27 protein-coding genes and 1 tRNA gene are annotated in these 22,576 nt (G+C 62.7%); 14 read left to right on the top strand and 14 right to left on the bottom strand.

Annotated features, from left to right (window positions below):
* The first annotated feature begins 155 nt into the window (after nucleotides 1-155).
* The 4 genes from CO657_RS03770 (at nucleotide 156) to CO657_RS03755 (ending at nucleotide 4,205) form a co-directional block, all read left to right on the top strand.
* Entirely contained in the window at nucleotides 156-1,595 is a 1,440-nt protein-coding gene (locus tag CO657_RS03770) for a winged helix-turn-helix domain-containing protein (RefSeq protein WP_054181566.1), read from the top strand.
* Between the two features lie 126 nt (nucleotides 1,596-1,721).
* The gene (locus CO657_RS03765; RefSeq protein ID WP_128715520.1) at nucleotides 1,722-2,000 is read left to right on the top strand and encodes a DUF1127 domain-containing protein; all 279 of its coding nucleotides are present in this window, start codon (nucleotides 1,722-1,724) and stop codon (nucleotides 1,998-2,000) included.
* Nucleotides 2,001-2,124: 124 nt separating this feature from the next.
* Nucleotides 2,125-2,808 (top strand): winged helix-turn-helix domain-containing protein, encoded by a 684-nt coding sequence (locus tag CO657_RS03760; protein ID WP_054181922.1) that lies wholly within the window; start codon nucleotides 2,125-2,127, stop codon nucleotides 2,806-2,808.
* Nucleotides 2,805-4,205 carry a sensor histidine kinase gene (locus CO657_RS03755; RefSeq protein ID WP_245292935.1) on the top strand — a complete coding sequence of 467 codons (1,401 nt, stop codon included), beginning with the start codon at nucleotides 2,805-2,807 and terminating at the stop codon, nucleotides 4,203-4,205. Before CO657_RS03760 ends, CO657_RS03755 begins: the two co-directional genes overlap by 4 nt.
* On the opposite strand, the gene CO657_RS03750 is transcribed toward CO657_RS03755, so the two are convergent.
* A complete protein-coding gene (locus CO657_RS03750; RefSeq protein ID WP_012556892.1) occupies nucleotides 4,148-5,032 on the bottom strand; it encodes a glycosyltransferase family 25 protein in 885 nt (294 codons plus the stop codon). The genes CO657_RS03755 and CO657_RS03750 overlap by 58 nt on opposite strands.
* 177 nt (nucleotides 5,033-5,209) lie before the next feature.
* Entirely contained in the window at nucleotides 5,210-5,785 is a 576-nt protein-coding gene (locus tag CO657_RS03745; RefSeq protein WP_245487148.1) for a DUF805 domain-containing protein, read from the bottom strand.
* A 234-nt stretch (nucleotides 5,786-6,019) separates the two neighbouring features.
* On the opposite strand from CO657_RS03745, the gene CO657_RS03740 reads away from it, so the two are divergent.
* Nucleotides 6,020-6,493 carry a nucleoside deaminase gene (locus CO657_RS03740; RefSeq protein ID WP_012556890.1) on the top strand — a complete coding sequence of 158 codons (474 nt, stop codon included), beginning with the start codon at nucleotides 6,020-6,022 and terminating at the stop codon, nucleotides 6,491-6,493.
* A 410-nt stretch (nucleotides 6,494-6,903) separates the two neighbouring features.
* Entirely contained in the window at nucleotides 6,904-7,599 is a 696-nt protein-coding gene (locus CO657_RS03730; RefSeq protein ID WP_054181564.1) for a class I SAM-dependent methyltransferase, read from the top strand.
* Between the two features lie 393 nt (nucleotides 7,600-7,992).
* Here CO657_RS03730 and CO657_RS03725 read toward each other — a convergent pair whose 3' ends face one another.
* The 8 genes from CO657_RS03725 to CO657_RS03690 all read right to left on the bottom strand — a co-directional run bounded on the left by CO657_RS03725 (nucleotide 7,993) and on the right by CO657_RS03690 (nucleotide 11,015).
* Nucleotides 7,993-8,349 carry a hypothetical protein gene (locus CO657_RS03725; protein ID WP_054181563.1) on the bottom strand — a complete coding sequence of 119 codons (357 nt, stop codon included), beginning with the start codon at nucleotides 8,347-8,349 and terminating at the stop codon, nucleotides 7,993-7,995.
* 137 nt (nucleotides 8,350-8,486) lie between these two features.
* Nucleotides 8,487-9,080 carry a hypothetical protein gene (locus CO657_RS03720; RefSeq protein WP_003587982.1) on the bottom strand — a complete coding sequence of 198 codons (594 nt, stop codon included), beginning with the start codon at nucleotides 9,078-9,080 and terminating at the stop codon, nucleotides 8,487-8,489.
* Between the two features lie 13 nt (nucleotides 9,081-9,093).
* The gene (locus CO657_RS03715; RefSeq protein WP_037073250.1) at nucleotides 9,094-9,306 is read right to left on the bottom strand and encodes a response regulator transcription factor; all 213 of its coding nucleotides are present in this window, start codon (nucleotides 9,304-9,306) and stop codon (nucleotides 9,094-9,096) included.
* Entirely contained in the window at nucleotides 9,303-9,599 is a 297-nt protein-coding gene (locus tag CO657_RS03710) for a GcrA cell cycle regulator (protein WP_054181562.1), read from the bottom strand. Before CO657_RS03710 ends, CO657_RS03715 begins: the two co-directional genes overlap by 4 nt.
* The gene (locus CO657_RS03705) at nucleotides 9,596-9,994 is read right to left on the bottom strand and encodes a hypothetical protein (RefSeq protein ID WP_054181561.1); all 399 of its coding nucleotides are present in this window, start codon (nucleotides 9,992-9,994) and stop codon (nucleotides 9,596-9,598) included. Before CO657_RS03705 ends, CO657_RS03710 begins: the two co-directional genes overlap by 4 nt.
* Complete coding sequence (locus CO657_RS03700; protein ID WP_054181560.1) at nucleotides 9,960-10,325, bottom strand: hypothetical protein; 366 nt, start codon at nucleotides 10,323-10,325, stop codon at nucleotides 9,960-9,962. The genes CO657_RS03705 and CO657_RS03700 overlap by 35 nt, the downstream gene beginning before the upstream one ends.
* 23 nt (nucleotides 10,326-10,348) lie before the next feature.
* The gene (locus CO657_RS03695) at nucleotides 10,349-10,576 is read right to left on the bottom strand and encodes a sigma-70 family RNA polymerase sigma factor (protein ID WP_245292934.1); all 228 of its coding nucleotides are present in this window, start codon (nucleotides 10,574-10,576) and stop codon (nucleotides 10,349-10,351) included.
* A gap of 211 nt (nucleotides 10,577-10,787) precedes the next feature.
* Nucleotides 10,788-11,015 carry a hypothetical protein gene (locus tag CO657_RS03690; protein WP_054181558.1) on the bottom strand — a complete coding sequence of 76 codons (228 nt, stop codon included), beginning with the start codon at nucleotides 11,013-11,015 and terminating at the stop codon, nucleotides 10,788-10,790.
* Between the two features lie 83 nt (nucleotides 11,016-11,098).
* Between CO657_RS03690 and CO657_RS03685 the strand changes: the two genes are divergently transcribed.
* From CO657_RS03685 to CO657_RS03670, 4 genes are all read left to right on the top strand, one after another.
* Nucleotides 11,099-11,746: a S24 family peptidase gene (locus tag CO657_RS03685; RefSeq protein WP_054181557.1), complete on the top strand. Its 648-nt coding sequence runs from the start codon at nucleotides 11,099-11,101 to the stop codon at nucleotides 11,744-11,746.
* 60 nt (nucleotides 11,747-11,806) lie between these two features.
* Entirely contained in the window at nucleotides 11,807-12,343 is a 537-nt protein-coding gene (locus tag CO657_RS03680) for a hypothetical protein (protein ID WP_245292933.1), read from the top strand.
* Between the two features lie 843 nt (nucleotides 12,344-13,186).
* Nucleotides 13,187-13,450, top strand: a complete 264-nt coding sequence (locus CO657_RS03675) for a hypothetical protein (protein WP_054181556.1) — start codon at nucleotides 13,187-13,189, stop codon at nucleotides 13,448-13,450.
* Between the two features lie 12 nt (nucleotides 13,451-13,462).
* Complete coding sequence (locus CO657_RS03670) at nucleotides 13,463-13,690, top strand: hypothetical protein (RefSeq protein WP_054181555.1); 228 nt, start codon at nucleotides 13,463-13,465, stop codon at nucleotides 13,688-13,690.
* A gap of 26 nt (nucleotides 13,691-13,716) precedes the next feature.
* Here CO657_RS03670 and CO657_RS03665 read toward each other — a convergent pair whose 3' ends face one another.
* The gene (locus CO657_RS03665; RefSeq protein ID WP_054181554.1) at nucleotides 13,717-13,956 is read right to left on the bottom strand and encodes a DUF982 domain-containing protein; all 240 of its coding nucleotides are present in this window, start codon (nucleotides 13,954-13,956) and stop codon (nucleotides 13,717-13,719) included.
* Nucleotides 13,957-14,291: 335 nt separating this feature from the next.
* On the opposite strand from CO657_RS03665, the gene CO657_RS03660 reads away from it, so the two are divergent.
* A complete protein-coding gene (locus CO657_RS03660; protein ID WP_054181553.1) occupies nucleotides 14,292-14,903 on the top strand; it encodes a hypothetical protein in 612 nt (203 codons plus the stop codon).
* A gap of 51 nt (nucleotides 14,904-14,954) precedes the next feature.
* Here the strand turns inward: CO657_RS03660 and CO657_RS03655 are convergent.
* Nucleotides 14,955-15,031, bottom strand: a tRNA-Pro gene (locus CO657_RS03655).
* Between the two features lie 265 nt (nucleotides 15,032-15,296).
* Here CO657_RS03655 and CO657_RS03650 point away from each other — a divergent pair.
* Nucleotides 15,297-15,704 carry a hypothetical protein gene (locus tag CO657_RS03650; protein ID WP_012556878.1) on the top strand — a complete coding sequence of 136 codons (408 nt, stop codon included), beginning with the start codon at nucleotides 15,297-15,299 and terminating at the stop codon, nucleotides 15,702-15,704.
* A gap of 409 nt (nucleotides 15,705-16,113) precedes the next feature.
* On the opposite strand, the gene CO657_RS03640 is transcribed toward CO657_RS03650, so the two are convergent.
* Nucleotides 16,114-19,089, bottom strand: coding sequence for an NAD(P)-dependent oxidoreductase (locus CO657_RS03640; protein ID WP_054181552.1), 2,976 nt, complete (start codon nucleotides 19,087-19,089; stop codon nucleotides 16,114-16,116).
* 771 nt (nucleotides 19,090-19,860) lie between these two features.
* Here CO657_RS03640 and CO657_RS03630 point away from each other — a divergent pair.
* Entirely contained in the window at nucleotides 19,861-21,054 is a 1,194-nt protein-coding gene (locus CO657_RS03630) for a TCR/Tet family MFS transporter (protein WP_054181551.1), read from the top strand.
* Between the two features lie 10 nt (nucleotides 21,055-21,064).
* Here the strand turns inward: CO657_RS03630 and CO657_RS03625 are convergent, their stop codons facing one another.
* On the bottom strand, nucleotides 21,065-21,568 hold the full coding sequence (locus CO657_RS03625) for a TetR/AcrR family transcriptional regulator (protein WP_054181550.1): 504 nt from the start codon (nucleotides 21,566-21,568) through the stop codon (nucleotides 21,065-21,067).
* 116 nt (nucleotides 21,569-21,684) lie between these two features.
* On the opposite strand from CO657_RS03625, the gene CO657_RS03620 reads away from it, so the two are divergent.
* Nucleotides 21,685-22,452: an SDR family NAD(P)-dependent oxidoreductase gene (locus CO657_RS03620; protein WP_054181549.1), complete on the top strand. Its 768-nt coding sequence runs from the start codon at nucleotides 21,685-21,687 to the stop codon at nucleotides 22,450-22,452.
* Nucleotides 22,453-22,576 lie beyond the last annotated feature (124 nt).

Here is a 22,576-nt window from a genome sequence, read left to right as displayed (position 1 = left end):
CCGTGGGGCGCTTGAGCGTCTCCTCATCTGCACCGTCGCGCGGGGCTTCGGTTCGCGCTCGCCTTGGTATAATTCCTGCGGTTAAAGCGGTCTCTGATATGACGGATTTGTTCACATTCGCTGACGTCACGCTTGACCCCGAAAGGGGGCGGCTCATGCGGCGCGGCAGGGATGTCGAGATCGGCGCCAAGCCACTCGCCATGCTGACCTATCTCGTCCGCAACGAGGGCCGCGTGGTTTCCAAGGACGAGCTTATGCAAGCGGTCTGGCCGGGTGTCATCGTCACCGAGGATTCGCTGACCCAGGCGATCAGCCAGATCCGCAAGGCGATCGGCGCCGACGGGTTGATCCGCACCCTGTTCCGGCGCGGCTATCTGTTCGAGAACAAGCAATCGGCCGCCGACGCCATGCCGGAGAAGGCCTTCGTGCGGGCGCTTCCCCTGGCGGTTGCCCCGTTCCGTCTGATCGGCCCCGGCAGCGATGCGGCCTGGTTTGCCGAGGCCTTCTCCACCGAGGTCGCCTCCAGGCTGGCGCGCTACCACGACCTCGAGGTCACCTGGTTGCCGGAGAAGGCAGTCCCCTCGCCTCTGCGCGCAACGCTCGGCTTCGACCTCAACGGCATGGTGCAGTCGGTCGACGGCATGATGAAGGTCACCGCCGTGTTGACCGAAATGTCGAGCGGCCGGATCGTCTGGTCGGCAAGCTGGGACGGGGCGATCGCCAATGCGCTCGAAATCCAGTCGGAAATCGCCGAGGGCATCGTCAACGCGCTTGCCGGCCACGGCGTGCTGCTGAATGTCGCCGCCGAGCACCTGCATCGACGGGCGGCGGCCGATCGCGATGCCTTCGAACTCTATCTGCGCGGGCGATATCACACCAATCGCTTCAACCGGGAAGACGCTGAAAAGGCGCTGCACTGTTTCCAGCGGGCAATCGAGATCGATCCCTTGTTTTCCCGCGCCTGGCTCGGTCTTGCCTGGTCGCATGATGAGCTCGCCTCGTTCGGCGTCGACATGAGCGAGAACGATGCTGCGGCGCTCAATTCCGCCAGGCGCGCCGTTGAACTCGATCCGTTCGACGCGGAGGCGCTGGTGGCGCTCGGCGAGATGCTCGGCAATATGGGGCAGATGGAAGCGGCGGAGGCGGCGCTGGATCGGGCGCTCGGTCTCGGCCCGTCGAACGCCGATGTGCTGGCGATGTTCTCCGGCTGGGCGCCGGTCTTCGGGCGCATCGAGGAGGGTATCGCTGCGGCTGAAAAGGCCCGGCGGCTCAATCCGAGCTGGCCGATCTGGTACGACAGTTCCTTCCGTCGCGCCTCCTTCCATGCCGGCCGATACGAGGAGGCCTTGTCCTTCATCCTGCGCCGGCAACCGAACACACGCTCGATGGACGACCTGGTAACGGCTGCCTGTTGTGCCGTTGCCATCGGCCGGCCGGAAGAAGCCGCGGGCTGGCGCGACCAGGCGATGCTGATCGGCTACAAGTCGGCCAGCCAATATCTCGATCATGCCGGGGTGAAGCGGCCGGAGCAGCGCGCCCACATACTCGATCTGTTGAAGTCGGCGCAGTTCCCGGTCCTTCCCGGAGAGGCGTAGCGCGCGCCGCGCCGTCGCACCCGCAAACGTCGCTTTCAGCGAAAATTCAGCGCTTCGTCAGCTGCCCGTCGGTACATGGCCGGCCCGTGATGCCAGCATGCACCATCAACCGAGGGGACCATGCAAATGACCAGCTTCGCCAGATCGAACACCCAGTCCACCATCTTCGCCGCGATCGCCCATCCGCTTGCGCTTGCGCTTCACAGCTTTTCCAACTGGCGTGAAAACAGGGCATCCCGCCATGATGCGACGCCGGATCTCGATCGGCTGGATGACGAGCATCTCGACGATGTCGGCCTTGTCAGACGGAGCCAGCCCGTCGGCTGGACACCCGTCGCACGCGGCCTCGACCCCACCTCGATCGTTCGGACGACATATGAGGCGAAACCACGCCCGCGAGGCTGAGAGCGCTGCGCATGCAGAGAAGTCCGGTTGCTCAAAGCCTCGCCCACCTTACAAATCCGTAAGTTGTCGCCCAGCCGCCGGCTCCGCTAGATTGCCCCCTCACCTGCCGGGAATGATCGGGCTGATGCGGATCCTGCTTATCGAGGACGATCGGAAGACGTCCGATTATATCGCCAAGGGCCTTTCCGAGGCAGGCCATGTCTGCGATGTGGTCGGCGACGGCCGCGATGGGTTGTTTCAGGCGCAGCGCGAAGCCTATGACGTCATTGTTGTCGATCGCATGCTGCCGGGGCTGGACGGGCTGGCGATTATCCGGTCGCTCAGGGCCGCCAAGGTCGGCACATCGGCGCTGTTCCTGACCTCGATCGGCGGCGTCGACGACCGGGTCGAGGGGCTGGAGGCCGGCGGCGACGATTATCTCACCAAACCCTTTGCCTTCTCCGAGCTGCTGGCCCGCGTCAACGCGCTCGGCCGCCGGCCACCGGTGCAGGAGCAGAAGACGGTGCTGAAGGTTGCCGATCTCGAGCTCGATCTGATCCGCCGCGAAGCCCGCCGCGCCGGCCAGGCGATCGAGCTGCAGCCGCGCGAATTCACCCTGCTCGAAGTGCTGATGCGTGGCGAAGGCCGGGTCATCACCAAGACGATGCTGTTGGAACGCGTCTGGGATTTCCACTTCGATCCGAAGACCAGCGTCGTCGAGACCCATATCAGCCGTTTGCGGGCCAAGGTCGACAGACCGTTCCAGGCCCAGCTTCTGCATACGGTCCGCAATACCGGGTACAGCCTGCATGCGCCCAGGACAGGATGATGCCGTCCGAAAACCACACACATTTTTCGGCATCATTCTCCAGCCTGCGCCGGAGCACGCCGTTCCGGCTTGCCGTCACCTTCGTCGTGCTTTTCGTCGTCACCTTCTTTCTGAGCGGCGCGATCATCTATCACATGCTGGACCTTGGCCTCTCCCGCGATCTCGAACAGTCGCTCACCGAGATGAATGCGTTGATCGTTTCGACCTACGAGCCCGGCGACACCCAGGATCTCGTCAACACGCTCAACAATTATGCGAGCTTCCAGTCTACCTCCGACGGGCTTTATTCGCTGACCGATCATGCCGGCAAGAAACTCGCCGGCAATTTCGCCGCACCGCCCATCCCGAACGGCGTCTATACCGTCACCTCCCGCGATGTCGGGCTGAAGGGCCATGAACGCTACCGGATGCAGGTGTCGACGATCGGCCCCTACAGCCTGGTGGTCGGCGAAAACTTCAACGATGTCGAGGAGATGCTGCGGATCGTGCTGGTGAGTTTCGAATGGGCCGCGGCAATCGTCGTGGCGACGGCAATCGGCGGCGGCGTGTTTCTCGCCGTTCGCGCCCAGGCGCGGCTGGACAGGGTCGCGCTCACCATGAACGATGTCTCCCACGGCGCGCTCGACGCCCGCATTCCGATCAGCGGCAATGGCGATGATCTCGATACGGTGGCGATCCAGATCAACGCGGCGCTGGTGCGGCTGCAGACCTTGGTCGAGAGCATGCGGCAGGTGAGCAGCGATATCGCCCATGATCTGAAGACACCGCTCAACCGGCTGCGCCTGACGCTCGATGCCGCGGTGGCGGGCAATGACCGGCAGGCGGATGTCTCAGCCCTTCTCGACGAAGCGAGACACGAGAGCGACCGGATCAACGCCACCTTCGAGGCGCTGCTGCGCATCTCCCAGATCGAGGCCGGCGCCCGCAAGGAGCGTTTCCAGGCGACCGATCTCGATGCCGTGCTTGCGGTGATTTCCGAAGTCTATGTCGATGTCGCCGAAGATGCGCAGAAGTCGCTGCGGATCACGGCGCGCTGTCCGGCGATGATCCGCGGCGATCGCGATCTGCTGACCCAGATGCTCGCCAACCTGGTGGAAAATGCGATCAACCACTGCCCGGCCGGAACGGCGATCACCGTTTCGCTCAGCCGCCAGCACGATCGCGCCATCCTCTCGGTCGCCGATACCGGCCCCGGCATTCCCGCCGGCGAAAGGGAAAAAGTCTTCCGGCGGCTCTACCGGCTGGACAAAAGCCGCACGACATCAGGAAGCGGGCTCGGGCTCAGCCTCGTCAAGGCGATCGCCGAGCTGCATGCGGCTGAGATCACCATGGGAGACAATCAGCCCGGCCTCATCGTCTCGATCGGCTTTCCGCTGCTCCCGGGTGAGCGGTCCTGACCTTTCATCCCGGGTGAGCGGTCTTGACCGCTCACCCTCCACGCCACGAGGCGGCCGAAGCGGGCGGCAAAGCGGCGTATTTCGGCCGCCGCGCGATAGGGCAGAACGCTCCACGGCCGGCGGCGGCCAAGCCGGTAGGCCGAAAGCCCTGCCTGGATCTGGGAGCAGGCATCCGCCCTCTGGCTGACCGGCAGCGGATCGACGAAGCAGGCGCTCAAGCCCTCATCGAATTCCAGGTCGAAGGCGAGATCATAGGGCAGCCGCATCGGCAGCATTGAACCAGCAATCCAGCCCGCCGCCTTGCGGTTGATCAGATAGGCGCCGGAGCCCTTCTCGCGGGTGAGCGCAATGGCGAGCGAGCGCGATGCGGTGAGCGCCTCCACCCTATGCTTGCGCCCGGTATTGACGGTGGAAAGACGCAGAATGTCCCAGCGCGTCTGGTGCTGCAGGGCGGCCTCGATCACGTCAGCGAGGTCCTCGTCGAAATCGAGGTCGTCTTCGAGAATGAGCGCAAATTCGGCATTGCCGGAGAGGAAGCGCCTGGCGCATTCGACATGGCTGAAAAAGCAGCCGATCTCGAAAGGGTTCGGCCGGCGGCCATGCCGGCTCAGATAGGCGGCTTCGTCGAAATCCGGATGCGGCAGGCTGAGCCCTGCCCCATCCACCGCCGCCACCCGCTCGAAGGCAAGGCCGATGCCCACCAGCAGGCGCTCCATCCGAAACCGGCGCAACGGCGCCCGATCGAGATTGATCAGATAGGTGTCGACCCGCAGGCTGACCGGATGGATCGCCGGCATCAGGGCGGCAGGCGTGGCGCGCATGTTCATGAAACTGGCCTTCGACTTGGCAATGACTGCACCAAGCCTGCGCCCGAAATCTCACCGGCACCTCGCCGGGGCTATACATTTTCGTAAGGTGCGGGTGTCTGCACGCCGGACGAGACATCCGGCGGCGGTCCCGAGCCGGCAGACCTTACTTACGGCGGCCATTATCCGCCGAGCAAGCTAAATGGGCGCTCCGACGGCGCCGGGCACTTCGCCAAACCTATTGGGATTCTTCGAGCCAGGCGTGAGGATGATTGCAAGATGGACGGCCAGCAGAAAGATGCCCATGAGAATTACCGCGGTCAGGGAGCCAACTGCTTGGTAATAGCTGTAGAGCAAGTGAAGCACAAAGACTGAAAGGGTCCACCAGCCGCTCTGATCGAAGTCATGCAGTCGCCTCGCCATCAGGCAAAGACTGGCGATGATAGCCAGCAGATAGGTTAGGGCGACCAGCCCCTGAACCAATGAAAACGCCTGCCGAGTGCCGGGCAGCGTCAGCAGGCGAGTGAGCACGAATATCGCGGCGGCGGCGATAGCGATGACTGCCACGGTAAACAGGAAATAGCGAAGACGACCAAGCCTACCCCGTAACGAGAATATTTTGAGCACTGTACCCCCTTGCAACTGATCGAGAAAAACACTCTCGCGCTCATAGTCAGACGGTTGCATTGAAGCAGCGTCAAACGGCAATTGAAAGACGAGCACAGGCTCTGTTTTTGGCGAGGAACGGCTTTTCGCATCACGAAGGGGTTCCAAGGACATCACGGCGGACGTCGCGACCTCTGAGGAGGCCGGTAAACACGGCGAGCCGGTGAGGATCGGTCCCTCTCCGCACGAGACATCCGGCGGCGGTCCCCAGCGGCAGACATTGCTGGTCGAGCAGAAGACGGTTGCCGCGATCCGGATCGCCGATCCTCAATCGGATTTGCAGCCCTTGGAAATCCCTCCGATTCAAGACAAACTCTTGCTCTAGCTTTTGGGGGGACTGTGATGGAAAACCACGAGCCGTTTTTACGCGAGGCGATTGCGCTCTCGAAATCCGCGATGGACCAAGGCGACGAACCATTCGGCTCGGTGCTGGTGAAGGATGGCGAGGTCATCCTGCGCGCCGAAAACAGCGTCTTCACCGGCCACGATATGACGAACCACGCCGAAATGAACCTGATTAAATCTGCAGCGAAGCACTACGACACCGGTTTTCTCGCCGACTGCACGCTCTATACCAGCACGGAGCCGTGCGCGATGTGCTCCGGGGCGATTTACTGGTCAGGCATCGGGCGCATGGTGTTTGCGTGCTCCGAAGCCCGGCTTGGCGAGATCGCCGGGATCGGGCTGAACGTGCCGAGCCGGGCGGTCTTGCAAACCGGCGCGCGCACCGTCACTGTGGTTGGCCCGACGAACCTCGAAGACGAAGCCGCGGAAGTGCATCAGGCATTCTGGCCGAAGCATCTCGGCAAGGCTTAGCCTCAGGCGGGAGCTTGGCGAAAGCGCGCCTCCGTCATTCCAGGCCTCGAGCCTGGGATCCATGCCCACTGCGGTCGTGCGCGTCAGCCCCCCTCTGCCCTGCCGGGCATCTCCCCCACAGGTGGGGAGATTGGCTGGGCTCACTGGCTTCCCCAAACAATTGACGTCACAGGACGGCGAAACGCTAGACGGACGCCAAGGTCTGGCCACTTGCGATCTCCCCACCTGTGGGGGAGATGCCCGGCAGGGCAGAGGGGGGCGACCACGGCACGACCTCTCGGCCGTGGCGCCGCCATGCGCTCTGCGGCGGCTTGCATCCGCCAGCGATTCTCGCAAAAAAGGTACGGCTGCCCTTAATCAAACACGCCTGACCAAACGCAATCGCCCGACACCCTCCGCAAAGGCAAACCATGGCCGAAAATGATTACGATGCCTTCGCGGCGGCATATGACGCGGATAATGAGGCCAATGCCTGGAATGCCTATTACGAGCGGCCGGCCATTCTTGCCTTGGTCGGCGAGGTCGCCGGTCTCTCCGTGCTCGATGCGGGATGCGGCGGCGGGGCGCATGCGGCAGCGCTCGTCGCGCGTGGGGCCGTGGTGACCGGGATCGATGCCAGTGCCGGCATGCTGCAGATCGCGCAACGCCGCCTGGAAGGGCGCGCGCGCCTGCTGCAGGCGGATCTCAGCGAAGCTTTGCCCTTCGAGGATCACGCCTTCGATCTGATCCTGGCCTCGCTGGTGCTGCATTATCTGCCGGACTGGTCGGCGCCGCTCCTGGAATTCAACCGGCTGCTGCCTCCAGGCGGCCGCCTGGTTTTCTCCACCCACCATCCCTTCATGGATCACCCGTCGAGCGGCCGCGACAATTATTTCGAGACCTACAGCTTCGACGAGACCTGGCAGCACGGCGGACAGGAGATCGCCATGCGCTTCTGGCACCGGCCGCTGCACGCCATGTTCGATGCACTGAAGGCGGCCGGATTTCAGATCGATACCGTCAGCGAACCCCAGCCCGATCCCCGCGCTGCCGAGCTGTTTCCGCAGGCGTATCGGAGCCTCACGACGACGCCGCGGTTCCTGTTCTTTTCGGTGGTGAAAGCATGACTGGCATGCCGATCTGCTCGCACTCCTTATCTCGGCATCAGAACGAAGTTCTTTGAACGGAGGAGCTGAGCAGTCACGCTCCGAAGCCCAAAGCAGCGAATTATTGGGCGGCCACTCAGAATTTTCACTCGGTTGGGGAACAACAGGCGCCGCCGATCGTAAATATTATGGGCCGTGTGGAGGTGCGTAACTAACACACCCATGCACTTCGATACTCTGCGCGGCCCACTCCCCGTTGACCGTCGCCCGAGCCTGAATCCATGCCGTAGCCTATGGCGGACAGCGTGGGTCCTCGGGTCAAGCCCGAGGAGGACGGAGGCTGGGGTGAGCGCTGTGCCAACACAGCGATGGCGGGCGGAGAAGGGCGGTTTTCGCTTCGGCCACTGCAAAGGATCAATCGAAGTCGAAGATCTCACCGTAAGGTTTGCCATCAAGTGACTTGGCGACATGCCATTCCAACCATGCAGGCTCGCCGATCGCGCCCCGCTTTCTCAAAGCTTCAAACAAAATCCCGGCAAGCCACTCCGGTTTGGAAACGAGCCTTTTGTCGCTCACAAACAAATCGAGTCTCTTGTGTGGGAAAAAGCCTTCCGCAGGAATCCTGGCATCAGTGATGAAAAAAAGCGCAACAGGAGTGGTGATCCAGCCGCCGAGCTTGTGCCGTTTGACATGATGGATGCTGCCGGAATCTGAGCGTCCTCCTCTAGCGAATTCGACATGAAATTCCGGCGACAGCTGGAGATCGTTCATTCGCAAGTCCTAAAGCAGAAGCGAAGCGCAGGCCGAAGGGTTAGCGCAAAAAGCCCCGGCGTTCCATATATCGGCTGGGCAAGCCACGCCGCGCCGGCTTGGATCGCAAACTTTTCACAAACCGTACCGCCACCCCATCATCCACCCCTCGCCGCGCGCAGCGCAATCAACCCCCGGCGCAGCCACAGCAATTGCTGCGGCGGCATCTGGCGCAGGTGTTCGTAGTCCATCACCGTGACGTTGTAGACAGTGCTGCGCACCTGCGGGCCGTCCGGGCAGCGCAGCAGGATGGCCTGCAGGGCCATCATGCGGTTGCTGGCTTTGCGGGCGCGGTCGGCGAGGCTTTCGGTGACCTCGCCTTCATGGCCTTTAACAGTGAAGAGCGATTGGGCGCGCGGGCTTGGGGCCGGGATGCCGGTGGTTTTGTGGTAGCGAGCCATGGCCTCGGCATAGTCGTCGCCGGCCTGGCGCTGCTCTGAAGTGATCAGGCCGTCGAGGAACATGCGGCCGAGGGTATAACCGGCAAACGGGCTCTTGACCGTCTCGTCGTCGACCGTCCGGCCGAAGCCATGGATGCGGCGGCGGGCCGCGATGGCGACGCTGATATTGTCCTTCTCGGTCTCGAAGGGCTTGATCTTGCCGCAGGGAAAACGCTCGACATTTTCCTTGCGCGGCCGGCCGGCGCCCTTGTTCGCCCGTGATGTCCTGGCCTTGGCTGCTTTGCCACCCATGCTGATTGTCCTTCTATCGAATGATGCCGTTGCGCAGTGCGGCGGCGACAAGTGCGGTATCCTTGAAGACGCCGAGTCTCGCCTTGGCGTTGGCGATGTGCGTATTCACGGTGATGTGGGAGATGCCGAGAATGGTGCCGATCTCGGCGGCGGTCTTTCCCGCCGCCATCCAGCCGATGATTTCGGTTTCGCGCGGGGTGACGTTGCTCTTGATGGCCGGGCTCATGGCGCCGGCCCATCGATGAACGGCACGCGCGGCATCGTTACCTCGGCGCCCGAAAAGGTCACACGTCTGACCCGATCCGGGTGGCGGGGCGGCTCCGGCGCGGCCTCGGCCTGCGGCAGCTTCTGCCGGGCGTCCTGGCGGGCCGGGAACCTCTCGCGGTTGCGGCGCGCCATCATGATGACGGTGTTCTTCTTCGAGCCGAACATCTCGGCGATCGCTCTTGCCGACATGCCGTCGCTCCAGAGCTTCTCGGCCTTGACAATCTTGTCTTCCGTCCAGAATTCGGCTCTCATCCGGCTGCCTCCTGTGTCTCTCGTGCGGCCCTTGCGATGACCGGGTTGTCGGGGAACATCTTCGCCAGTTCCCGCCTGGCGCTGCGGCTGCCATTGGCCGCAGCGCGCAGCAGCTGCATCTTGTAGGCCGCGACTTTCGGCTGCGGCGTCTCGGGCTCCGGCTCGATGCGCGGCCGCTTTTGCGCGTCCATTACCGCCTGCTGACGGCGGCATTCCTCGGCAAAACTGGCGCTGCTCGGGGCAAAAGCGCGGTTATGATCCCGCACCCTTCCGGAGATGAAGCCTCTGGCGGCCCGCCAGACCGCCTCATCTGCAATGCCGTCGATCGCGACGAGATAGGCGCGGATCTGCATGTCGGGATCAGTGCCTGATGATGCCGGGAAACCCGAAAGCATCCCCGCTATGATCTTCACCGGAGAGGAAATCTCTTGCGGCATCCACTGCTGTCCTTCTCGTGCTGCTGTTGATCGACCCGGCTTCCCTCGCCTTCTCCTTGAGGTACCAGTCACATTTGATCGCCTGCCAGCCGCGGAAGATCTGCATTTCGGCAGCACCGGCCGGATCGCCGGTCAGCAGATATTCCCTGGCCTGGATGCGGGCGGCGTAAGCCGTCAGCGGCTTGCGCAGCGTGCGCCGGCGGTGCTCGATGACGGCTGCCGCCAGCTCCTCCCCCAGCACCGGGCTGAGGATGTCCATGACGTCCTTGCTCATTGTGTCCTTCGCCATGCCGTTTTCCTTTCTCCCGCCGCTCAAACCCGACGCCGCTGCCCGCCGAAAAAATTAACCGGCGTGCCCGGCTGGATCCGGTGAGGAAAGCGGCGGATCTCGGCGCCGGCATGATCCTGCTGGGCGGTATCGCCCTTCTCGGCGCTTCGAAGCCGGTGGATCTCGATTTCCACCGAAGGCACCGACATGCCGAGCACGGCTGCGATTTCGATATAGTCCCTGCCGGTGCGGAAGAGCTGGAGCGCGTTCATGCCGGTGTGATCCTTCTTGTCCATTTCGAGCGCGGCGCGCCGTTCCCGCCGAAGCGGGTGCTTAGATATGGTTCATTTGAATTCATCGACGGCGACCGGAGCGCCGGCTCTGTTGCGGGAGCAAAGGCTCCGATCGCCTGCCGGGCCGCGGCCCGGGGATTGGATGCCGGCGTCGCCGAGGGAGGGCGACGACGCCGGCCACCGATAGCCGTCAGGGAGGCGTGAGGCTGTCGGGATCGGTGTGCGGTGCGCCGGGGACATCGACGGTCTGCCGCATCTCTTTCGGGTTGGTCTGCCGGCCGCAGGTCTCGCAATGGCGCTCGATCACCTCGGCGATCGACAGCGCCTTGCCGCAGTTCGGGCAACCGGTGTAGCGGGCTCGGCGGGTGGCGCCGCGGTCTCCGAGGCTGGGAGAGTTGATGATGTCGCTGTTTTCCATGCGCACTAGGGTACATTTAATACCCTTTATGTCAAGCGCAATAAGGCATGACATATACCCTAAACTAGGGTATTTTTTATATCATGTTGAAAGATCAGGAACAATTTGAGCGCGAAGAACGCGCAAAGCGGCTGGTCATGGCCAGGAAAAACGCCGGCTTTGCCGGGCCGAAGGCGATCGTCGATCGGTTCGGTTGGAATGCGAATGTCTACAAGGCGCATGAGTCCGGCCGCAACGGCTTCGGCATTGCCGATGCGAAGAAATATGCCCGCGCCTTCAAGGTCAATCTGAACTGGCTGCAGTTCGGAACCGGCAACGCGCTCGATCCGGACGAGCTGCCGGTCTCCGTCGCCGACGTGCCGAAGATCTCCTGGGTCAGCGCCGGCCAGCTGAGCGAGCAGGCGCCGATCACCGACTTCTCCGAATTCCCGACCGTGGCCGCCCTCGATCTGCCCGATGGCGAATGGATCGCGCTCGAGGTCGAAGGCAATTCGATGAACAAGATCTCGCCGCCCGGCTCGATCATCTTCGTCAACCTGCGCGACAAGCGCCTGGCGCCGAACGCGCTCTATGTCGTCGCCGACGAGACGGGGGCCGCCACCTACAAGCGCTATCGCCCGAACGACAACCCGCCCTTCCAGCCCGCCTCCTACGAGGATGTGCCGCCGCCGGAATTCCACGGCGCCGTCACCATCGTCGGCCGCGTCCGCCGATCGATCATCGAGATGTAGGGATGAGATGCTGGGCACGCTCGAAAATCTCAATAAATTTCCGGGCAGACCGGCAGTGGCGTGGGCACGTTCGGCAACCCGGTCGCCAAGCTGCCGGGCGGATCAACAGAGGAAAACATTGGAGGGGAAATGCTTGCTTTTATGGAAACATGGCCGGCGCCGGCTGTTTACGGCCTGGTTGGGGGGATATTCGGGGCGATCGGCGCGGTTGTCGGCCATCTGGCGGCCAAGCGATTTCCGAACGCGAGAACGATCATTGTTGTTCTGTTTCTTGCCAGTTCAAGCCAGATCACCAAACTGATCGTCATTCCCAGAATACAGAATGACGTCGCGAACGCTAACCTGCCACAGAAGATAGATGCCTTTACCACTCTTGAGCGCATCTCTCTCGAGGGGAAGACGGTCCGATATTTTTACCGCCTGGCCGATTCCCTCCCTTTGACGGATGGGGCCATCATGAAGTCCGGCATTGCCTCGACCGTGTGCGCTTTCTGGAAACCAAAGCTTGATTCGGGTGAGACCAACCTCGCCGTGTACAATTACGCTTTTAAAGATGGGCAATCGAGTTTCAATCTGACGGCAAGCGATTGCCAATAACATCGCGACGTCATCGTACGTTAAAGAATATCTCAATGATTCAAACGCCTTACAAAGGGTAAAAGATGCTGAAACCGACATCGCGCGCCGGTAGAATCTGGTTCTATATCGTCACCCTAGCGGTGTTTCTGCTGGCCTTCAGCGCCGCGCGCGAGATGTACGGCCTTTAGGATTTGTCCCAAGCTCCCCGATCCGGCAGCCAGGATCATCAGGGATCTCGGGACGCTCCCTCCTCTTAAGCCAAAATTGCAGAAGCTCCGGACGCCGTCCGCGCACCACCCGCCTTACCGCCGGGATGGAACGAATGGCTGCAGGGACCATGTCCTCGACAGCCTCTCCCACGATCAGAAAATTCTGTGATTCCAGAATCCGCCTCGATCACCGCGAATCCGATCTCGTTGCGCTTGCCGTTTTTCTCGCAGCATCAGACTCCAAGATAGGCTTGTTTTCTATCTCTCTGTCTTCGCTCCTGAAGGCTGGTGAGGGAGGGTTCCGGCCAAAGCTTCCCCCTACCCCATGAGCAAAGCCCATGAAGCCGGGAGAGCATTGGCCAGGTCCTGAAGGCCGGAGCCGGGATGGGACACGTGCCAGAGGGGCCATTCGCTTCGCCCTCGTCCTGATTTTCTGACAGCGCACTTAAGGACTTTCGCTTCCCGCGCCGCTGGGCTTCGTCAGCTCGGGAGTTGCACCCGGTCGCCCAATCACTGGCGACAGACATACGCCTATGATTCGTACCTCGTCAATCATTAGGGTATTTTTTATACCTGATGCGGTTGACGATGTAGGGTATTATATATACCTTTGCCTCATGAGCCGATCAGAGGCGCGTGAGAGGACCGGGCAATGCAGCATATCCGCAATATCGAGACCGAGGAGAGCAAGCGCGACGCCCGCTGGAATGGCGCGCTGAGGATCAGCGACTGCAGCGCGTACATGGCGATCGAGGCGCAGCGCATGGGCGCCCTCGGCTTCGCCTTCCTGCGCCGCCCCGAACATTCGATCCGCGGCCCCTCCTGGCTGCGCGGCGCTGCGGCCTCGGTCGAGGAGCATTACCGCTATGCCCGCGAGATCATGGGCATGACCGATCGCGATCAGCTTTACGCCTGAGGGGGAAGGGAAATGTCTGCCGATTGCATCGTCAAGGCCTTTTCCGGCTGCGCCTGCCCGCTCGGTGAATGCGCGGAAAAGCCCCTCACCCCGGCGCCGGTCACCTTCATCTCCTGGCGCAAGCAGGCCATTACCTGCCTCACCTTCGGCTTCCTCGCCGCGATCGTCACGGCCGCCTGGATGGAGACGCAGTTCAAGGGCCAGGACCGCGCCAATCAGGAGCTGATGTCATGGAAGTGAGCCCGGGCTTTACCCAGCATCACCGATCAGGAGCTATATTTGATGTCGCTCGCCTTGGCCGCGGTAATAAACGCCCGCCGCACCTGCTCGGGCCCGGCGGCATCGTTGAACACGTCAAGCACAAGCCGCTCGGCAACCTTGGCCGCCGGCGTCTGGTCGGGCCAGTCGTTCAGCAAAGCGTTGCCGGCCTGGACGACATTATAGACCGTCCTGACCTTGCCATTGATGGTGATCTTCACCGGTTTGAAGCTTCGTCGCTTGCTCATGGCCCAGTATCTCACACGGAACGCGACTCAACGAATCACTTTGGGACTCGTTCCGGTTGATTCGAAAACCGCGCATAAGCTGATTCGGGCAACGCCGATGCACTGCGTTGCCGTTCAACCGCGTCGTTATAATTTTCCTGCAGAAAAGTTATAACCAAGAAAGGCGCCGGGCTTTCGGACAATGGAATTTGGAAGTCGGCGAAGACCCCGTACGTTACGGCGTTTAGGCGGACCGTGAGGGATCCCGATGATCATCATGTGAACACGAGCGTCCTCGGAACGCCATAATCCGCTTTCAAGTAACCCTCGAATCAAGAATACCCGGTATCGGACGCGTGCAAGAGCAAGTAAGAAACAGCGACCAATTTACCTGGATATATGCCCTGTGGCTGTTGCCGTATCTGGGGCAGGATTGGCTTTATTGGCTTGCTCCCCAATGGGACTGGTGGACGATCGATCTTTTCGTCTTCCTCGCAACGCTGATCGCCATTGCAGGCTCCCTCTGCTTAAACTTGGTGCTGCGGCGCTGGCGACGCATCCTGTCTCTCCTGACAGCACCCCTGTTGCTGCTCGTCTGCCTTCAGCTTCTCGCCATCGCCGGCATAACGCCCGACAGCGTTCGATTCGCGCTCACCCGGCAAACATATCTGGCAGAGATCAAACGAGCCGATCTCCCGGACGGAGGGCAGCGCTTCCGGACGTTCGTATGGGACGATACATTCAGACATAAAACCTACTCGACCCTCATCTATGATGAGAGCGATGAAATTGCCTTGCCCAAAGGCGCGCAAACCGCAGCCTGGCAACAGCGCCTTCAGAAATTCTGCTCTGAAAAAAGGGAGGAATGCGTCACTCTCGATCCTGGTCCGGACGCATTCATCAGCGTCAGTAAGATCGGCGAACACTTCTATATTCTGGACGACAGCCTGCCGGCCGCGTTTCCTTAAGCCAAGGTCGCGTCGGAAAACGAAAAACCCCGCCGGAGCGGGGTTTCTAGCTGGTCGGAGTGGAGTGATTCGAACACTCGACCCCCACGTCCCGAACGTGGTGCGCTACCAGACTGCGCTACACTCCGTGACCAGCGGCGCTTCTATAGAACAGCCTATCTGGTTGCACAAGCACCAAATTCCAAAAATCCGGTGGAATTTTTGACGGGTTGATGACAGGGCGTGGCGGTGGCCTGCTGCAGCAAAAAGACACACCCGGAGCAAATCGTCGGGAAGTGCCTCAGGGGCAATTTTCTTTTGCCGGGTTCCGCGCTAAAGGGCTCGACGGGACAGGCGAAACCGCGCGTAGAGAGCGGATTCGCAGCCACTGCGCTAGAGACCAGGGACAACACGATGAAACTCCGCACCATCACCGCGGCCGGGCTTGCAATTGGGCTTGCCGGATGCACCACCATTCCTTCCGCCGGCAATCCGATCGAGGCCCGCTGGGTCGGCAAATCGGCCGGCATCTTCTTTGCCGCCTACGGGCCGCCGATCAGCGACAGCGAGCAAGGCGCCACCACCGTCTACACCTGGCGCGGCGGCTATAAGACCGTGCGCATTCCGGCAAAATATGCCGAAGGCGCCGACGGCAAGCGCGGCAAGCAGATCGCGTCCGCCCGCACCGCTTATCTGCGCTGCCAGGCCGAAATCACCACCAGCTCGGATTACACGATCCGCGACATCCGCACCGTCGCCGACATTCCCGGCGTCAATGGTCCGTCCTATTGCGCGGAATTCCTGGCGCCGGAACAGAAGTAACGGACGGTTCGTCCGGCATGAGCAGCAGGCGGCCGATGTGCCGCCTGTTTTGCGTTGGGCTCCACAAATTCAGCCTGACGAAGGGCAGTTGCGGATCGATGCGGGTGATGAGATCGGGCACGGAGTCACAGAACGAATGATGATGTGAGGTTGTGCCGTGCGGCCCCCTCATCCGGCCCTTCGGGCCACCTTCTCCCCGCTGGGGAGAAGAGGGAGCAAGGCGCGCCGAAACTGCCCAAATGAACCGGCTGCTCAAAGGCACTCCGTCCAATAGGATCGATGGAGAAGCTGCAATCTCCCCCTCTTCTCCCCAGCGGGGAGAAGGTGGCCCGCAGGGTCGGATGAGGGGGCTGCACGGCACGGCGTCAGCGACTAGAAGCCATCGCCACTCGCCGAGCCGTCGATGGTCTTACCCCTCCGCCGGCCCGTAGAGACCGAGCTGCTCAAGGAGCGCGCGCTGCCGGTCGGCGCTTTCGACCAGAAGGCTGGTGTAGCGCTCGACGATGCGGCTGCGGTGATCCTGGTCGGAAACGGCCGAAAGCGCGCCGGTGATGGCGGCGATCTTTTCCGAAGTCTGGCGCAGTTCTTCCAAGAGCTTCGCCTTGCCACTGGCTTCAGCCACGACCTGCTTCGTCACCCGGCCGATGCCGGCTGGCGTGCGGCTACCGCCGGAGACGTAACCTTCGGGCAGGTCGCCCTTGAGATTGACGACGGATTTGAAGCGGATGACGTCGAAGATCTGGTCGACCGCCTGCTTGGCGCCGGTCACCCGCGAGGGGTGGTCGGTGTCGGCGGCGGCATGCGGCAGGAGCTCCAGCTTGCCCTTGTGGCGCGCTTCGAGCGGCAGATAGGGCAGCATCGGGCCGCTGAGCGTGCCGGTCGCCGCATCCCTGAAGAGATCGGCGTCGATTGCCGCATGGGCGATCTTGCCGGAGGCAAGGGCTGCGTCGAGCGCATAGGGGTCAACGACTTCGCCGCGGTCGTAATTGACCAGCACCGCGCCGTCCTTCATGGCGCCGAGCACCTTGGCATCAATGGTGCCGGCATTGGAATAGGTGCCGGTCGATGCGTCCAGGCGGCCGAGGCCGATATGGACGGAGAGCACGTCGGCGCTGCTTGCCGCTTCCACGGGGCTTGCGGCATAGTCGAAACCTTCAGCCTCGATCCAGCGCTTGTGATGCTCGCGGGCATAGATCGCCACGTTCATGCCGAAGGCCTTGGCGAGCTTGGCGACTTCGCGGCCGATATTGCCGTAACCGAGAACGGCAAGCTTGCGGCCCTCGAGCTTTGCCGTCGGAAAATCCTTGAGCTGGCGGCCGGTATCGAAATCGCCGCCGGCGACCATCCGGTGCAATCTGTCGACCGGCAGGTCGGGAACGACCTTCAGGACCGCCTTCACCGCCATCTGAGCGGTCGCCCGGCTATTGATGCCGGGCGTGTTCATCAGGGCCGCAGTGCCGCCCTCGCCATTGCCGCCGCCCCAGGAGGCCGAGCCCATATTGCCGGTGCCGGCGCCGATGCGCACGCCGCCGAGCGGGAAGACGGAAGACTTCGGGATGAAGGTCGCAGCCGCGATCAGCGCGTCATACTGGCCCTTGTCGGTCTGCGGCAGGATCTCCGCCTCGGTGCTGAGGTTCGGCTGGTAGAAGAAATGGATGCGGCCCTTTTCAAGGCTTTCGCGATCACTGAGCGGTCCGAGATGGAAGCTGCCGCCCTTCTCCTCGATATAGGCCTTGATCTCGCTGTAATCAGGCTCGCCATCGGCGCCGAAGCGCAAGCCGACAAGATCGGCGATCAGCACCGTATAGGCGCGGTTCGGATCGTCCTTGCGCACGGCGCCATCGGCCTTGACAGGCGCCTCGAAGGTCACGCCGTGCTTTGCCAGTTCCTCTTCGAGAACGACAATCTTGGCTCTGAGATAGGCATATTGCAGGTTTTCCAGCAGCGCCACGACATCTTCCGGCTCGCGGATGCCGCCGACCCAGGCGCGGTAATCGCCGGGTGTGCCCGGGAAGGCATTGACGTAGCGGGCCGCATCGCGGCCGGGCTCGTATTCGCCGTTCGGATGGGTGATGCCTTCATAGCCGAGCAGCTGCTTAGAACGGGCGATGATGCGGGCATGGATGCCGGCATCGGTGATGCCGTCGTCCTCGACCTTCAGAAGCGTCACGGCCGCGCCGCGCCGCTCGGCATCGGTGACGGTCAGCGACAGCAGCGGATGCGACTTGACCCACTCGTCGATCACGGCGCGGTTGCCGGCGGAGCGGCGGTTGAGTTCGACGACCGAGCCGACCCGGGCTTCCGACTGCAGCAGGCCGAAGGTGGTCTCGGCAAAGGCAAGCGCGCTGTAGGTGTTGATGACGCCGCCCAGCATGCGGTCTTCGGCCGGATCGAAGAACGGCCCGGCATCGACGGAGCGCTTGGCCGAAAACGGCTGGCGCGGATCGATCGGCGGGGCGATCTTCAGCTGGCGCGGGATCGCCCAGGCGGGATTCTGCTGGTTCTTTTCGATCAGCGCCAGCGCATGCGGGGTGAAGGAGGCGACAAAATAGCCGGAAACGCCGCCGATCGCCTTCTGGAACGGCATGAACAGGCAGCATTTCGCCATCACGGCGCTGACCAGTTCAGGCTCCCACGGCATGGCGCCGAGCATCGAGGTGGCGTCGAACACCGCATGGCGGTTGGCCGGATCGCCGTCGAGCCAGTTCAACAGTTCGTGGATTTCGCCGCTGGTATAGGCGTTCGCCCCCGTCGTTTCGTGACCGACGCCGACGAAGATCGAAACGCCGAGGGAGGACAGTTCGGCCGCCGTCGGGATCACGCCCTCGGAGGCGGCGAAATGGATGCGGCTTTCGCAGCCCTTTTCGGCGAAGCGCTGCATCTCGATCAGCTGTGTCGCCCAGGACTGGCGGAAGAAGCCGGCGGCCTTGGACGGATCGCTCTCCGGCCGCGGCGTATCGACATAAACCCGCTGGTCGGCATCGTTGGCATTCATCAGGTGCTGGATGCAGACGGTGAAACCGCTATGGCCGCCGCCGAGCCCCACCGCCATGCGGTTGGTCTTGGGAAAGCCGAAATAACGATGGATCGCCCGCATCATGTCGGTCAGGATCTTATCGGCCGGATAGCCGCGATGCATGCTGCGGGAAATCTCGGCCGTGGTGAAGCCGCCGATATCGTTGCCCCGGTCGTCGAACTTGCGATAGGTCTTCTCGATCCAGGCGTCGAAGGCGATGCGCCGCAGGCGGCTATCCACTTCGTCGGTCGTCGCATCGGTAATCGGCCCGACGCCGAAGAACGGGTTGGACGGCAGCTTCGGCGCACCCGACGCAGTCTGTCGAAGGGCGCTCAATCGCTGTTCCTGCATCTGCGCGATATCTGTCATGGCCTGCCTGTCTGTTCCCGGAGCTGAAGTTCCCTTCATGGTGAGGCCACGGCCCCGGCGAGACAACCTCATATGCGCCGAACGACAGGCGAAACGCGTCATTGGGGGTGCTGAGGTCTTTTTGGCGCGGCTGGCAGGCAACACGCACAACGATTAGCCCTCATCCTGAGGTGCCCCGCAAGGGGCCTCGATGGGCGAGGGCGGGTGGGTGCGGTGGCCAGCCCCGTCCTTCGAGGCTTCGCCCTGCGGGCTACACACCTCAGGATGAGGCTGGAGCGAGGGTGTGCCGGGCCGCCCGCCCCTCATCCGGCTGCCGCCACCTTCTCCCCGTAAACGGGGCGAAGGGGAATAGCCGCAGCCTCTCCGTCCCTCTCTGACCTCTCGCAGGGCACGTCCCCTTTCCCCGTAAAACGGGGAGAGGGTTAGGGTGAGGGGCAGACTTCGGATGGATCCATTGCCATCCCCCCGCACAAAAACGGGCTTGCCGTATCGGCCCTTCCAGCGTATCTCTTCTCCGTCGCGAAAAGCGACTGCTTCCCTTGATCCGCTCAGTGGCGGAGTAAACAGGTGGACGAATGGTCGTCCAGGCGGTCGAGTACACGCCAGCCATGTGCATCAGCCATGGTTCGGCCAGCACCTCCCAGAAACCACACGCCTGACACAGATCAGGCCTCATCGTGAGCCATCGGCGTCCCGATGCAAATCCGTGATTTGGAAAAATCGGGGAGGCGCTGACGGTCCTGCCGGCTTGCGTCGACCCGGAACGCACCCATGACCAGATCCCTTATCGTCATCTTCACCGCCATTGTCCTCGATGCCGTCGGCATCGGGCTGATTTTCCCGATCCTGCCGTCGCTGCTGCGCGATATCACCCATGCCGAAAACGTCGCGCCCTATATCGGCACGATGACCGCGCTCTATGCGGTGATGCAGTTCATCTTCGCCCCGGTGCTCGGGGCGCTGAGCGATCGGCTCGGCCGCCGCCCCGTGCTGCTGATTTCGCTTGCCGGTGCCGCCGTCAACTACTTGTTCCTCGCCTTTGCGCCCAATCTCGCACCGCTGTTCGTCGGCCGGGCGATTGCCGGGCTGACCAGCGCCAATATTTCGGTGGCGACAGCCTATATCACCGACATTTCGCCGGAGGAGAAACGCGCCCGCCGCTTCGGCCTGTTCAACGCGATGTTCGGCCTCGGCTTCATTATCGGCCCGGTGCTCGGCGGCGTGCTCGGCGACCACTGGCTGCGGCTGCCGTTCATCGCGGCGGCCGCGCTCAATGGCGCCAACCTGCTGCTCGCCTTCTTCATCCTGCCGGAATCGCGCCCGGGCAGCCGCGAGAAGATCGATCTCGCAGCGCTCAATCCGCTCAAACCACTGCGGTCGGTGCTGCAGGTCAAGAGCCTGCTGCCGGTCGTCATCCTGTTCTTCATCTTCAGCGCCACCGGCGAGGCCTACGGCACCTGCTGGGCGCTGTGGGGCAGCGACGCCTTTCACTGGAACGGGCTGTCGATCGGCCTTTCCCTCGGCGCCTTCGGCATCTGCCAGACACTCGCCCAGGCCTTGCTGCCCGGACCGGCCGTCAAGCTGCTCGGCGAACGCGCGGCGATCCTCACCGGTGTCGCCGGGGTCTCACTCGCACTCACCGTCATGGCCTTCGCCGGAAGCGGCTGGATGATCTTCGCGATCATGCCGGTCTTCGCGCTTGGCGGCATCGGCGTGCCGGCGCTGCAGTCGCTGGCGACCCGGCAGGTCGATGAAGATAGCCAGGGCCAGTTCCAGGGCGTGCTCGCCTCCGCCGTCAGCCTCGCCTCGATCGTCGCGCCGCTTGGCTTTTCCAGCATCTATTTCCTCGTGAGGGAGACGTGGCCGGGCGCCATCTGGCTGTCGGTCGTGGTCGTCTATGCGCTCGCCGTGCCGCTGGTTCTCGACCTCAGGCTGAAGACGGCGGAGCGGGCGGCTGTGAGTTAGCCATGCCACGCTAAAAGAGCGCGGCGGTGCCACTGTCGAACAGGGAATGATCATCGAGGACGTTGGCGGCCAGCATCGCGCCTTCCAGGGTGGCGATGACATGGACGGCGGCGTCTCTTTCCAATCCGCCCTGCATCAGTTTTTCGATCCCGAGCAGGAAGAACCGCCGCACCTCGACCCGAACTTCCTCGGCAAGATCCTGGGAGGTCGCGGCCATGGCGCCGCAGAGGCACATTCTGGCGTCGCGATGCAGCGCCTCGCGGAAGACCTGCCGCCAGGCGGCAACGATGTCGGCGCCCGCCGCCTGCCGCTGATCGACCGCGTCCAGAAAACGATCGGTGTAGCGGCGGGCGACGGCGGCGGCCAGCTTCTCCTTGGCCGGGAAATGATAGTGCACGGAGGAGGCCTTGACGCCGACATCGGCGGCGACGTCGCGGTAGCTGAAGCCGCTATAGCCCGCCCCTCGGATCCTCTCCTCGGCGGCATCCAGTATTGCCTCGGCTGTTTCGTTCATGCGCTTACCCTCTCTATCTAATGTTAGATAGGGGTTGCGTTTGCCCGAAGCAAGGACTATGTCTCCGTTATCTATCTAACGTTAGATAGACAAAACAAGCAAAACGGAGAAGAACGATGAGATTTGAAGGCAAGGTGGTCGCCATTACCGGCGGTGGATCCGGCATCGGCCGGGAAGCGGCAGCCCGTTTCGTGGCGGAAGGCGCAAAGGTCGCCATCAACGGACGCAATCGCGAAAAGCTCGAGGCGGCGGCCCGGGAGATTGATCCGAGCGGCGACAATGTCGTCATTTCGGCGGGCGATATCGCCAGGCCGGAAACCGGCGCGGCCCTCGTCGACGCCGCCCTCTCCCATTTCGGCAGGCTCGATGTGCTCGTCAACAATGCCGGCGTCTTCAATCCGAAGCCGTTTCTGGAGCTGACCGAGGACGATTACGATTGGTATCTCGACACCATCCTCAAGGGCAAATTCTTCACCGCCCAGGCCGCGGCCAAAGCGATGAAGGAGACGGGCGGCGCGATCGTCCAGACCGGCTCGATGTGGGCGATCCAGGCGATCGGCGCTACGCCGTCTGCGGCCTACTCGGCAGCCAATGCCGGCGTCCATGCCATGGTCCGCAACCTCGCAATCGAGCTTGCGCCCTACAATATCCGCATCAACGCCGTGGCGCCGGCCGTCGTCGAGACGCCCGTCTACAACACCTTCCTCTCCGACGATCAGGTCAAGCAAGTGCTGCCGGGCTTCAACGCCTTCCACCCGCTCGGCCGCAACGGCCAGCCGCGTGATGTCGCCGAGGCAATCCTGTTCCTCGCCTCCGAACAAGCCTCGTGGATCACCGGCACGGTCCTGCCCGTCGACGGCGGCGTCACCGCCGGCCGACAATAAGGAGGGCAAGATCGATCACTTGGAGCCGAAGATGGACGTTGCGGTCACTACCCGCTGATGCGGCGTTGAACTCGTGGCCATGGGTCCTCGGGTCAAGCCCGAGGACGACGGAGAGTGGGGAGCT

It is taken from the genome of Rhizobium acidisoli (genome assembly GCF_002531755.2).
Classification (GTDB): domain Bacteria; phylum Pseudomonadota; class Alphaproteobacteria; order Rhizobiales; family Rhizobiaceae; genus Rhizobium; species Rhizobium acidisoli.
Note: the sequence above shows the minus strand (reverse complement) of the source record. Positions and strands in the feature narration are given on the sequence as shown.